General features: G+C 50.0%; 11 protein-coding genes. All 11 read left to right on the top strand.

The annotated features are described in order from the left end of the window. Positions 1-53: 53 nt before the first annotated feature. The 11 genes from CMM32_04895 (at position 54) to pnp (ending at position 13,364) form a co-directional block, all read left to right on the top strand. Positions 54-926, top strand: coding sequence for a magnesium/cobalt efflux protein (locus CMM32_04895; protein ID MBT06238.1), 873 nt, complete (start codon positions 54-56; stop codon positions 924-926). A gap of 9 nt (positions 927-935) precedes the next feature. Beyond that, positions 936-2,489, top strand: coding sequence for an apolipoprotein N-acyltransferase (gene lnt / locus CMM32_04890; protein ID MBT06237.1), 1,554 nt, complete (start codon positions 936-938; stop codon positions 2,487-2,489). A 169-nt stretch (positions 2,490-2,658) separates the two neighbouring features. Then, positions 2,659-3,825 carry a methionine adenosyltransferase gene (locus tag CMM32_04885; GenBank protein MBT06236.1) on the top strand — a complete coding sequence of 389 codons (1,167 nt, stop codon included), beginning with the start codon at positions 2,659-2,661 and terminating at the stop codon, positions 3,823-3,825. A gap of 65 nt (positions 3,826-3,890) precedes the next feature. Continuing rightward, the gene (locus CMM32_04880) at positions 3,891-4,580 is read left to right on the top strand and encodes a tRNA (guanosine(46)-N7)-methyltransferase TrmB (GenBank protein ID MBT06235.1); all 690 of its coding nucleotides are present in this window, start codon (positions 3,891-3,893) and stop codon (positions 4,578-4,580) included. 84 nt (positions 4,581-4,664) lie between these two features. After that, positions 4,665-5,198 carry a ribosome maturation factor RimP gene (locus CMM32_04875; protein MBT06234.1) on the top strand — a complete coding sequence of 178 codons (534 nt, stop codon included), beginning with the start codon at positions 4,665-4,667 and terminating at the stop codon, positions 5,196-5,198. 11 nt (positions 5,199-5,209) lie between these two features. Beyond that, positions 5,210-6,763 (top strand): transcription termination/antitermination protein NusA, encoded by a 1,554-nt coding sequence (locus CMM32_04870; GenBank protein MBT06233.1) that lies wholly within the window; start codon positions 5,210-5,212, stop codon positions 6,761-6,763. A 4-nt stretch (positions 6,764-6,767) separates the two neighbouring features. Next, a complete protein-coding gene (locus CMM32_04865) occupies positions 6,768-9,419 on the top strand; it encodes a translation initiation factor IF-2 (protein ID MBT06232.1) in 2,652 nt (883 codons plus the stop codon). Beyond that, entirely contained in the window at positions 9,419-9,862 is a 444-nt protein-coding gene (gene rbfA / locus CMM32_04860) for a ribosome-binding factor A (GenBank protein ID MBT06231.1), read from the top strand. Before CMM32_04865 ends, rbfA begins: the two co-directional genes overlap by 1 nt. Next, on the top strand, positions 9,840-10,805 hold the full coding sequence (locus CMM32_04855) for a tRNA pseudouridine(55) synthase TruB (GenBank protein ID MBT06230.1): 966 nt from the start codon (positions 9,840-9,842) through the stop codon (positions 10,803-10,805). Before rbfA ends, CMM32_04855 begins: the two co-directional genes overlap by 23 nt. 32 nt (positions 10,806-10,837) lie before the next feature. Further along, the gene (locus CMM32_04850) at positions 10,838-11,107 is read left to right on the top strand and encodes a 30S ribosomal protein S15 (protein ID MBT06229.1); all 270 of its coding nucleotides are present in this window, start codon (positions 10,838-10,840) and stop codon (positions 11,105-11,107) included. 157 nt (positions 11,108-11,264) lie between these two features. Continuing rightward, the gene (pnp, locus tag CMM32_04845; GenBank protein ID MBT06228.1) at positions 11,265-13,364 is read left to right on the top strand and encodes a polyribonucleotide nucleotidyltransferase; all 2,100 of its coding nucleotides are present in this window, start codon (positions 11,265-11,267) and stop codon (positions 13,362-13,364) included. The last annotated feature ends 47 nt before the right edge of the window (positions 13,365-13,411 follow it).

Here is a 13,411-nt window from a genome sequence, read left to right as displayed (position 1 = left end):
GTAAAGACGGAATTAACAAAATCGGTGCAGAATTTCAGACCACGAGCTGGCAGCTGGCAGGTTTCCTGGATACCTTTAAGGGCTTCCTAGGTTTTAAGTCAGGGAGCAATAGCTTTCGCGAATCCATTGAAGAGCTGATTGAAGAGCATCATGAGGATAGTGTGCCGGGTGCTGCTGAGGAACGCACCATGTTTCGGAACCTATTGGATTTTGGACGTCTGGATGTCGCTGACGTCATGGTTCCACGTGCAGACATCGTCTCTGTGCCCGCCGATATATTGCTCGATGAGTTAATCAGGTTGATATGTGAAAGGGGCCATTCGAGGGTTCCAGTCCATGCGGGTAGCCTCGATGATGTAAGTGGTATGGTGCATATTCGCGACGTCATAACGTACTGGAAAGAAAAGGCGGACTTTCAGCTTGGTTCCATTTTACGCCCACTTTTGTATGTTCCATCCTCTATGCGGNTTCAAGACTTACTCTTGGAGATGCGAGTAACAAAAATTCATATGGCCTTGGTCGTGGACGAATTCGGTGGGACAGATGGTTTGGTAACTATCGAAGATCTGGTTGAGGAAATTGTTGGTGAGATTGAGGATGAGCACGATCGGGTAAGTGAGCCGAGCCTTGTTAGAAGGAACGACGGCTTGCTTGATGCCGATGCACGCGTGGCGGTAGCAGAGTTAGAAGAACAAATAAATATAGACTTGCTTCCAGATAATCGTGACGATGAGATAATTACNCTGGGAGGGTTGGTATGTGAGTTAGTGGGGCGGGTTCCTTCCAGGGGGGAACTTATTGCCCATCAAAGTGGCCTCACATTTGAGGTTGTTGAAGCTGACCCCCGTAAAGTGAGGCGGCTAAGGGTCTATCCGGTAACATCAACCTTAGATAGCAATCAGACTGATTTGGGGACGGAAGGCTAGAATAGGCAAGTGCTAACAGGCCAACATTCCTCCTGGTTGCAGAGGCGGTCAGTCTGGGGCACTACTTCTCTTCTAGGGGCGGCGGGGTTGATTTGTGCGGTTGCTTTTTCTCCGTGGCATTTATTTCCTGTATTGTTTGTTAGTTTTTCACTTCTGTTGTGTGCTCTTTCTATAGCAAGGGGTTTGGGGCAGGCCTTTGTTTATGGATGGGTGTTTGGCACGGGCTACTTTGTCGGTGGATTGTACTGGTTAGAATATCCATTTGTTGTTGCTCACTTGGGTTCCGGGGTTGGTGTCGTTGCAGTGGTTCTGTTGTCAGCTGCTCTAGGGCTGTCAATCGGGGCGGTCTGTCTTTTAGGTAAATTAAGTCAATTAAGTGGTGTAAAATTATGCGCCGCCCTCGCGAGCTTATGGACCTTGGCTGAGTGGGTACGAGGCACCATTCCTTTGGGGGGNTTTCCATGGAACCTCATTGGGTACACTTGGGCGTTTTCTGATGAGTTAATTCAACTGGCTTCATTAGTTGGTGTGTTTGGGTTATCGGGTTTGACTATTTTTACTGCCGCGTTGCCGGGGGGATTGATTGTGGATTCCGCCTCCAGACCTCGGGTTTCCGCCTGGGTTGGAGTAGTCATGGTGGTAGTCGGCTTGGCGTGGCTATTCGGCTCCGATCGCCTCGGGAATGATCCTCAAACAATGGTTGCTAACGTGAATCTTCGCCTTGTGCAGGCCAACATTTTGCAGGGTGAGAAACAGGATTCCAGTCTTCGCAGGCAACACTTGCTTGACCATGTCGAGTTAAGTCAGACTTACAGTGATTATCCTATTACCCATATTATTTGGCCAGAGACAGCAGTAGCGTTTCCACTGGGTAAGGCACCGGCCATTAGGGAGTTCGTAAGCCAGGTAGTTCCAGAAAATGGGCTCTTACTAACAGGGGCAATCCGTATCCAACGCGGACAAAGCGGACAGAATCTAATTTGGAATGGGCTTACCGTGGTCAACGCTCATGGGGACGTGGTTGCTTCTTACGACAAGCGAAAGCTGGTTCCGTTTGGCGAATATATGCCCTTCAGGAAATGGATATCGTTTTCCAGGCTTGTAACAGAGGGCTTGGATTTTTCCTCAGGAAGAGGACCCNAAAACCTGACGATATCTGGTCTTCCGGCCTTTAGGCCGCTTATCTGCTACGAGGCAATTTTTCCAGGCGCTATAATTGATGGTCCGGATAGGCCCAAATGGCTTCTAAATCTGACCAACGATGGTTGGTTTGGATATACGTCAGGGCCTTATCAACACTTTACGCAAGCTAGAATGCGTTCAGTTGAGGAGGGCTTGCCGCTCATACGTTCGGCCAACACGGGTATTTCGGCCGTTGTGGACCCGTACGGGCGCATAATAGCAAGCCTGAATTTGGGAGAGGAGGGTATTTTGGACTCCGGGCTACCTACTCATTTGGAAGAAGGCACTTTTTATAGTCTTTTTGGGAATACGCCCGTACTTTTATTTTCGCTACTTTTGTTGTGTGTTTTGGTGATTCGGAAGGCCAGGCCTATGCGCTAAAATGCGACACCCTATAGCCACAGGCACTCGAATAGGTTTCTGCTTGGATTGACAGGTTGGGGGGTTTTAGGGCAGTGAATGTGGAGATTTTTCTTAGCAAGTGCTATTAGAAATTGAGCTGCTGTGGCGGCACAGTTTGTTTTTCCTTTTTCCTCAAGCAGGGGTCATAATGTCTGAATCAAACTATTTATTTACTAGTGAGTCTGTGTCTGAGGGCCATCCGGACAAGGTTTGTGATTTAATCTCAGACTCTATCGTTGATCGGTACTTGAGTGAGGACCCGGAGGCTAGAGTGGCGGTTGAAACAATGGCCACTACAAATCTAGTTATGATTGCTGGAGAAACCCGTGGACCTGAGATAAGCCCCGACGAAATTGAGCGGGTTGCGAGGCAGGCCGTGAGAGATATTGGTTACGAACAAAAGGGGTTTCACTGGCGAGATTCAGACGTACAGGTTCGTCTGCACAGTCAGTCTGCCGATATCGCAGTTGGCGTGGACTCTGCTGGAAATAAGGACGAGGGTGCCGGAGACCAGGGAATGATGTTTGGCTATGCTTGTCGGGAAACAGAGGCGTTAATGCCCGCGACAATTTTTTACAGCCATAAAATTCTGCAGTTGTTGGCCGAGAGGAGGCACTCTGGAGAGCTCGAGGGGATTGGGCCAGACTCCAAGAGCCAAGTAACATTGAGATATATTGATGGCCAGCCAGTTGGAGCAACTTCTGTTGTTGTTTCCACCCAACATGATCCATCCCTAGATCAGGATCGGGTGAGGGAGATTGTACGGCCAGAGGTTGAGAAGGTGCTGCCCGCGGGATGGATGTGTCCGGAGGATGAATTTTATGTTAACCCCACAGGAAGGTTCGTTGTTGGGGGCCCTGACGGCGATTGTGGCCTGACAGGTAGAAAAATAATTGTGGACACATATGGCGGTGCAGCTCCCCACGGGGGAGGGGCTTTCTCGGGAAAAGATCCTACCAAGGTTGATCGGTCGGCAGCCTATGCTGCCCGATATCTTGCTAAAAATGTGGTTGCCGCGGGTTTAGCAGATAAATGTACTATTCAATTGGCCTACGCTATTGGTATTGCTAAACCTTTGTCAGTGTACGTTAATACTTATGGTACAGGCTCTGTGGGAGAGGCCATTTTGGCCCAGGCNATACAGGGGGCTATGGATCTTTCCCCCCGCGGTATTCGCGAGCATCTTAAGCTAAATAAGCCCATTTATGCTCGGACTGCGGCGTATGGCCATTTTGGAAGAGAGCCCGACTCTGAAGGAGGCTTTTCGTGGGAGGAATGTGATTTGGTTCACAAGCTTACCTCCCTTACTGTTTGACTTTGGCCCTAAGCGATTACCCTTCAATAGACTTAGCTTCTTGGGGTCGGAAGCGAGGACGACCTATGAGACACGGTAGGGCAGCTTTGGTCCACGACCTGCTGCCTGTTTTTTGCATTGATTTAGTTGAAGAGGCGGACGGTACGGTCCGACAGCTAAACTTGGCACAGATGTTCGGCGATGAGGTGAAAGAGATTTGGTTGGAAGTGGGGTTTGGAAGTGGAGAGAACCTGGTTGCATGTGCTAAGCATAATCCCCAAGTGGGTATTATCGGGTGCGACCCGTTTTTTGAGGGCGTTGGAAAGCTGATATCACAAATAGATACAGAAAAATTAGAAAATATTCGTATTTATCCCGGGGATGCTCGGGCCCTTCTTCGAGCTTTACCTCCGTCCTGTCTTTCCAAGTTGTTCGCATTATTCCCAGACCCTTGGCCAAAGAGACGTCACCATAAGAGGCGATTGTTTCAGACAAGCTTTCTTGATTCTGTTGCTGGGTCTCTGCAGGATGATGGGGAAGTTGTTTTTTCAACCGACCATGCTGAATACGCACGCTGGGTGCTTGGCTTATTTTTGGAAAGCCCGTATTTTGCATGGGAGGTGAGATCAGCAGACGATTGGTTACAGCATCCTATAGGTGTTGTGAGTACGCGCTATGAGTTGAAGGCGCTTCGCGAAGGGAGGCGAAGCCTATTCTTAAGGTTTCGGCGTAAAGGGTTCGCCCTCTCTTCAGGAGGAAAAAGTTGTCTGGGCTAACGGCTTGAAGGCGATGCCGGAGCTAGTGTATACTTAATTCGTTGCTTTGTGAGTGGCATTGGTGTGGGCAGTTAGCCCACGTTTTTGTTTGGTGGGAGTGTTAGAGGACTGAGTGGGGCGATTATAGAGCGGGAAGAGGCTATCAGCGCACTGCTTGCGCCTGTTTTGGATTCCAAGGGCTACTCACTTGTAAGGGTCAGGATTATGTCAGAAGGGCAGTCCACCCTGCAGGTGATGGTCGAGCGATCTGGTGGCAAGGCTATAGAGCTCGAAGACTGTGCTGATGTTAGTGCGGTTGTGTCGGCCCTACTGGACGCTAAGGACCTGATGGAAGGGCCCTACCAATTGGAGATAAGTTCCCCCGGGATTGACCGCCCTTTAATGAATGCAGAAGATTTTAAACGATACATGGGCTATGATGCGTCTATAATCTGGAACGCAATTAGGAAGCACCGTCCCAAGTTAAAAGGCCGAATAGTGGGCGTTGCTAATGAAGCAGTAAAGATCCAGGCTGAAGGAAACAAAAAGATTATTTCGGTTCGTTTCGCAGATATTTGTGATGCTAAGTTGGTGCTTACAGATTCTTTGATAAAAGCTGCGGCTGATATGGACAGATAGTGAGTGATGGGATGTTGGAAGAATTAAAGCAAGGATTGGCTAGGCCGGAGTTGCTGCAAGTCGCAGATGCTGTGGCGCGCGATAAAAGCATTGATCGGGAAGTTGTCGTTCAGGCCATGGAACAGGCTATACAGACCGCCAGCCGGCGCAAATATGGACAAGAGCTGGAGATACGAGCCGAGATAGATAGGAGTACGGGGGAGATCCGGCTGAATAGAGTGCGTCATGTGGTAGAGCAAGTAGACGACGATGCCACCCAATTGGCGCTAGAGGCCGCCTTGGGCTGGGATCCAGAAGCAAAAATTGGGACTGAAGTTACAGAGGCTCTTCCGCCGATAGACTTGGGCCGGGTTGCGGCCCAGGCTGCTAAGCAGGTCATAGCCCAACGGGTGAGGGAAGCGGAGCGGGCGCGACAATACGAGGAATACAAGGATCGGGCAGGTGAGATTGTTAATGGCCTCGTCAAGCGAACTGAATATGGCAATGTGGTCGTCGATCTGGGGCGTGGTGAAGCCATATTGCGGCGTGACGAATCTTTGCCCAGGGAAACCTTTAGAAATGGGGATCGTGTTCGGGCTTTGATCTATGAAGTTAAGGAAGAAACACGAGGGCCCCAAATCTTTCTTACCAGGACACGGCCTGAGTTAATGAGTAAATTGTTCCGGCAAGAAGTGCCTGAAATATATGATGGGATCATCGAAATTAAGTCGGTAGCGAGAGACCCTGGTAGTAGGGCAAAGATAGCGGTGCTATCCAACGATTCTAGCATTGATCCAGTGGGTGCATGTGTTGGGATGCGGGGNAGTCGAGTACAAGCGGTGGTGAATGAGCTTCAGGGTGAGAAGATAGATATCATACAATGGAATCCGGACCCTGCGACTTTCATTGTTAATGCTTTGGCGCCGGCTGAGGTGACCAAAGTTGTTTTGGATGAGGAACAAAGCAGAATAGAAGTTGTCGTACCTGATGAGCAGCTCAGTTTGGCTATAGGCCGTAGAGGACAGAATGTGAGGCTCGCCTCCAACCTTACTGGTTGGGAAATAGATATTATGACCGAAGCACAAGAGTCAGAAAGGCGAAACGAAGAAGTTGCTGCAGCAACTGAAGTGTTTATGGAACACCTCAATGTAGATGATGTGATCGCCCATCTCCTGGTAACCGAGGGATTTACAGATGTTGAGGCGGTAGCTTTCGTTCCCACAGAGGAGTTAGCCGAGATCGAAGGTTTTGATGAGACACTTGCCTCAGAATTAGGGGNGCGAGCTCAAAAATATTTGTTGGAACGTGATGCAGAGATGGCAGCGAAGGGCAGAGATTTGGGTGTTACAGACTCTGTTTCTTCCCTAAACGGGGTGAGACCAGCGATGATCGTCCCTCTAGGGGAAAGGAACATCAAAACTTTAGATGACTTAGCGGACTTAGCAAGTGATGAGTTAAGGGAGATTGTTGGCGAGGCAAATTTATCAGCCGATGAGGCGAATGATATTATCATGGCGGCCAGGGCCCACTGGTTTGACGACGATAATATATCAGCGACATCGAGCGACCCTGAAGAAAATAAATAATGCAATGACTGATAACAAACCAGAAAACGCTGAACAGCGAGACAAGAAAAAACCGTTAGGGCTTAAGCGCCCCGGTCGTCTAGAGCTCAAAAAGACCGTCGAGAGTGGCCACGTGAGGCAGAGCTTTTCGCATGGGCGGACCAAAACGGTGCAGGTAGAGAAAAAGAAGAAGCGAACATTTCAGCGGAGCCAGACAGGCAATATGACTGAGGTTCAGCCAGCCATNGAGAGTTTTGCACCACCAAGCAGCGAACTGATTTCTGCATCAACTCCCGAGGAAGAAACGGCGATCCGGCAACTCACTATAGAGGAAAAAGCGGCACGGGCGCGGGCAGTAGAAGGAGCCTTGAAAGCAGAGCATGAGGTCAAGGAAGGGGCAATTCAGGATTCAAGTCAAGATGAGGCCGCAATAGCTTCTACCGCTGATGAGTCTCGAGGAGAGGCGCCTGTTGCGGAGCCGTCGATGTCAATTGACGAAGGGTTGGGAGCAGATCAAACGGAGCAGCTCGTAGAGGATGAACAGGATTCAAAAACAAGCGGAGCATCTTTGGAAGCTGCAGAGGGTCCGCCGAGTGCTCCTAGTTCTCCGTCAGAGAAATCAAAGGGGGCTGGTGCGAACGGGGCGGCGGGCGAGGTTCGACCAGCGGGGCGTGATAAAGAAGGGGACAGCGATACCGAAGACGGGGGACGCGGTGGCAAGGGTAAACGGAAAGGCGACGGGCGTCGCCTTTCTATAGGGCGCCAAGGCGTAAGAGGAAATAGAAGAGCAAGAAAAATGACCGTGTCCCAGGCCCTGAACGAGGAGGAGCGGCAGCGTAGCTTGGCCTCCGTGCGCCGCGCCAGGGAACGTGAGAAGCGAAGCGCTGAGGAACCGGCAGCGTTAAAGAAGATAGTTCGGGAGGTTACTATTCCAGAGGTTATCACTGTTCAAGAGCTTGCAAATAGAATGGCTGTTCGTGGTGCTGAGGTTGTTAAGGTCCTTATGAAGATGGGGCTTATGGCTACTATCAATGAGGTTTTGGAGGGAGATACNGCGGAGCTGGTCGTGGATGAGCTGGGTCACAAGGTCAAGCGGGTAAGTGAAGCCGATGTGGAAGTAGGCTTAAAGGGAGACGCGGATGAGTCTGCTGAGATGATGCCTCGGCCGCCCATAGTTACAATAATGGGGCATGTTGATCACGGGAAGACTTCATTGTTAGATGTGTTGAGAAACAGTGACGTGGTGGCTGGTGAGGCGGGGGGAATAACCCAGCACATTGGGGCGTACCAGATTGTAAATGAAGATGGAAGAAAAATAACACTGATTGATACTCCGGGACACGCAGCCTTTAGTCAAATGCGCGCAAGGGGGGCAAACACCACTGATATAGTTGTTTTAGTAGTGGCCGCCGATGATGGTGTGATGCCGCAGACTATAGAAGCGATTCAGCATGCCCAGGCAGCGCAGGTGCCAATAATTGTTGCCATCAATAAAATTGATCTGCCAGACTCCAACCCTGATAAAGTCCGTAACGAGCTGCTACAACATAATGTAATCCTGGAACATGTGGGAGGCGACGTGCTGTCCATAGAGATTTCGGCAAAGAACGGCTTAAATTTAGATAAATTAATCGAAAGCATCCATTTACAAGCCGAACTGATGGAATTAAAGGCTAACCCGAGTAGGTCTGGTGAAGGTGTGGCAATTGAGGCACGGCTGGAGCGAGGTAAGGGTGTTGTTACAACTGTGCTTGTGCAGAGGGGGACGATAAGGCAAGGTGACATCCTTGTGGTGGGTGATTCCTGGGGTAGAGTTCGTGCGTTGAGCGACGATCGGGGGAGCTCTGTAGATAGTGCGGGCCCCTCGCAACCGGCAGAGGTGTTAGGGCTAAATAGTATTCCTAGCGCCGGGGACGAGGTGGTAGTTGTTTCTGATGAAGCCCGAGCACGTGAGGTAACAGAGTATCGAGGTAAGTTAACAAGAGATCAGCGTGCGCTAGCTGCAAGACGGGGGACCGTTGATCAGATGTTTTCCGATATTGATGCTGGGGAGGCGAAGCAAGTGCCGTTGGTGGTTAAGACCGATACTCATGGGTCACTTGAGGCAATTCAGAGCAGCATNGCGAATCTAGAAACTGAGGAGGTTTCGGCTCATATTCTTCTATCAGGTGTCGGAGGCATCACCGAGTCNGATGTTTCCTTAGCTTCTGCATCTGGAGCGATAGCTATTGGCTTCAATGTGCGGGCTGATTCTCCAGCTCGCAACTTGGCTCGCCGGGATGGGGTGGAGATTCGGTACTACTCTATAATATACGAGTTGCTCGAGGAGGTCGGACAGCTGATGTCAGGCTTCTTGGCACCAAAGGTGGTGGAAAATACTTTGGGTTATGCTCGGGTTAAGGAGGTGTTTGCTGTTTCAAAGGTGGGCAAAGTTGCTGGATGTGAGATTACGGAAGGCCTTGCACGAAAAGGAGCGCATTTGCGCTTGGTCAGAGATAGCGTAGTAATTCACGAGGGTAAAATGTCGACCTTGAAGCGTCATAAGGACGACGTGCGGGAAGTCAAAGAAGGCCTTGAGTGTGGTATCGGAATTGATAGGTATCAGGACATCAAGGAGGGGGACGTTATTGAGTTGTTTGAGGCTCAAGAGGTTGCCCGTTCTATTACTGACGCGTAATTTGGTTGGTGGCGGCTGTGGATCAACCAACTCCATTTAATGATAGAGAAGCAAACCACAGGCCGTTTAGGGTGGGCGAACTTCTGCGCCACGCTTTAGGAGAGGTCTTTTTGCGTGGGGACCTTCGGGATCCTGGTCTGGAAGGTGCCCACATAACAATTTCTGAAGTTAGGCTGACACCCGACCTGAGGGTTGCGACCGTATACGTATCTGTTTTTGGGGAATTCGACCCCAAAGCCTTGTTGGAAGGTCTGAGGCGCGCCACCCCGTACCTAAAGGCCCGTGTAGGCAAAACTGTCAGGTTAAGACATGTCCCTAGATTATTTTTTAAGGTTGATCCCAGCGTAGCCGAATCTGACCATATAGCTGATATTTTGCATCGGCCGAAGGTTCGTAAGGACTTAGCCGTTCAGCCTGCCTATGAAGATGAGTCTTTTAACTAGTAGCGGAGGCCCCGAGCGGTCGCCGGGCGATTTTGGACAAAGNCATGGCTGGCTTCTCTTGGACAAAGACAAAGGGTGGACATCCGCCCAGGTTGTTAGCAGGGTACGTTCAGTTCTTGGGATCCGAAAGGCTGGCCACGCCGGGACACTTGATCCTATTGCGACGGGCCTTCTCCCGGTGGCACTTNGGGAAGCTACGAAAACAATTCCGTTTTTAGTGGACGAGACCAAGACTTATGAGTTCGTGGTGCAGTGGGGGGAGGCTACGGATACCGACGACGCGGAAGGTGTAGTGATTAGACGGAGTAACGTGCGGCCCAAAGAGGTAGATATACGGACTGCTTTGGCTGGTTTTCAGGGGGAGATTCTCCAGCGCCCCCCGGATTATTCCGCTATCAAGGTGAATGGAAAACGGGCATATCAGTTGGCTCGGGCAAAGCAGCCTGTGGCTTTGCCAAAACGCCAGGTGATGGTAGAGAAACTTGAGCTGTTGGAGGTCCTAAACGGAGATTCCGCGGCATTTAGGTTGAAGTGCGGTAAGGGGGTTTATGTGCGTTCCATAGCCCGCGACCTGGGTAAAACTCTTGGTACCGAGGGATGTGTGACGGAGTTGCGAAGGTTAGGGGTGGGAGCGTTTAATTTAACGGCTGCGATTTCTCTTGCCCAATTGGAGGAGCTAAAGGATATTAAGGACCTTGCTGGACGACTTCTGCCTTTAGCGGAGGGATTGTCGGGGGTGCCGGTTTTTNGTGTTGATCCAAACCAGGCAGCCCGGCTACGACAGGGCCAAGCAGTGGTTTTGACAACTGGCCCAACTATTGGTGGGGTGCGGGTTGAATCGCCTGCCGTGATGTGCGCGGTTTTGGCAGACCGGCCGGTGGCTTTGGTTGATTTCGTAAGGGGAGAGATAAGGCCGCGACGCGTGTTCAATTATGTGGCCTGAATGAATGTTGATGAAAGAGTTGGGGTTGGAATATGTCTATTACCGCTGAGCGGAAAAATGAATTGATAGAAGAATTTGGTCAAAAATCTGAGGACACGGGTTCGCCCGAAGTCCAGGTTGCTGTTCTCACGGAGAGAATTGTTAATCTCACTACCCATTTCAAAATGCACGGAAAGGATGTGCACTCCCGAAGGGGATTGTTAATGATGGTGAGTAAGCGACGAAGGCTTTTGGATTATCTTAAGAAGAAGGANGACCAGAGATACCAAAAGCTGATCGAGAAATTGGGTCTGCGCCGGTAAGATAAAAAGACGCATTTTCATGGCGTGTAGTCCGAGGGTGTATCTGAATTTAGGATTAAAATAACTAGCCTGTAAACCTGATAGAAGCATCATTTGTTGCAGGAGTTGGCCGGATTCTGGCGTGGGGCCAGTCTGGGTTTAGGGAAGGAGTTATAAAATGTTTGATGTTCATCGTAGAGAAATATCGTGGGGGGGGAGACCTCTTGTTTTTGAGACAGGCCGTATAGCCCGCCAGGCAGATGGTGCTGTAATGACAACTTACGGCGACACCACAGTACTTTGTACGGCGGTAGCGCAGAGGGCGGCGAAGCCGGGGGTGGATTTTTTCCCCCTCACTGTCAACTATCAGGAAAAAGCCTTTGCTGCGGGAAAAATTCCTGGGGGCTTCTTCAAGCGAGAGGGGAGACCCAATGAAAAGGAAACTCTAACTTCCAGGCTTATAGATCGGCCCATCAGGCCAATGTTTGCAGAAGGTTTTCGAAATGAGACCCAAGTTATTTGTACCGTGCTTGCTCACGACTTGGATAATGATCCTGATATAGTTGCCATGGTTGGGGCCTCGGCGGCGTTAACCATTTCGGGAATACCCTTCCTTGGGCCCATAGCCGGTATTCGTGTAGCCTATGTTGAGGACGAATATCTCGTGAATCCAAATCCAGCCCAACTGGCGGACAGCAAGTTGGATTTGGTTCTGGGCGGCACAAAGGACGGTGTTCTAATGGTCGAGTCGGAGGCAGCGGAGTTGTCTGAGGAGACTATGNTGGGCGCAGTTACTTTTGGGCACAAAGAGATGCAGCCTGTAATCGATGCTATCATTGATTTAGCTGAGGCTTGTGCTAAGGACCCCTGGGATTTGCCCGAAATAGATAAAGGGGAGGGAACAATACAGGAGCTTGTGGCTCCATTCGAAAAAGACTTCCGAGCGGCATATGAAGAAACAGTTAAGCAGGCGCGCGTTGAGAAATTAGAAGAGGTTAAATCCAACTTGCTCCAGACAGCCGCGGATAAAGATATAGACGATACCAAAATTCTAGATGCTGCTAAGAAACTGGAAAAAGGTATTGTGCGAAAGCAAATCCTCACTAGTGGTCAGCGTATTGATGGCCGCGATACAAAGACCGTCCGTCCCATAAGCGCTGAAGTTGGCGTTGTGCCGATGGCCCATGGTTCGGCACTGTTTACTCGTGGGGAAACCCAAGCGCTNGTGGTGACAACTTTGGGCACTGGTCAGGACGAACAAATAATCGATGCGCTGGAGGGCGAATACCGAGAACACTTTATGCTCCATTACAATTTCCCGCCGTATTCGGTTGGGGAGGCCTCTTTTCTTCGGTCCCCAGGAAGGCGGGAGATAGGGCATGGTAAATTGGCATGGCGAGCTCTCCGGCCGCTCATGCCTGAGAAAGAAAAGTTCCCTTATACCGTGCGGGTAGTGTCCGAGATAACAGAGTCGAATGGTTCTTCGTCTATGGCGACTGTTTGTGGAAGTTCGCTATCATTGATGGATGCGGGTGTTCCTGTTGATAGGCCGATTGCTGGAATAGCCATGGGTCTAATCAAAGAAGCAGATGACTTTGTTGTTCTTAGCGATATTTTGGGCGATGAGGATCATTTAGGCGATATGGACTTCAAGGTTGCTGGAACGGATTCGGGAATTACCTCTCTTCAAATGGACATAAAGATTACTGGTATTACAGAGGAAGTGATGGAGGCGGCTCTCTCTCAGGCTCGGGATGGTCGAATGCATATTCTTGGGGAGATGTCTAAATCAATTGATAGCTCCCGAGAAACTGTGAATGAACACGCGCCACGCATTACAACAATTACGATTCCTAAGGACAAAATCCGGGAAGTGATAGGACAAGGAGGGAAGGTCATTCGGGAAATAACCGAAGAGACTGGAACGAAAATAGATATAGATGATGAGGGAACAATAAAAGTCGCAGCTACCAGTTCAGAGGCTAGTGCGGCGGCGTTAGATTGGATAAAGGACATAGTTGCAGAGCCTGAGGTCGGAGTTGTATACGACGGAAAGGTGGTTAAGATCGTGGACTTTGGAGCTTTCGTGAATTTCATTGGTAATCGAGATGGTTTGGTTCATATAAGTGAATTATCCACAGAGCGAGTGCCGTCGGTGGCGGATGTAATTAACGAGGGGGATGAGGTTAAAGTTAAAGTGCTTGCTATCGATGATCGGGGCAAGGTTCGCTTGAGTATGAAAACGGTGGATCAAGAAACAGGAGAAGAGATTACATGACCAGTGTTAGCTAAGCTTAGCTGGGTACCTTTTCTAGCAGGGCGGAT

Source organism: Rhodospirillaceae bacterium (assembly GCA_002728255.1).
GTDB lineage: Bacteria > Pseudomonadota > Alphaproteobacteria > UBA7887 > UBA7887.
Note: the sequence above shows the minus strand (reverse complement) of the source record. Positions and strands in the feature narration are given on the sequence as shown.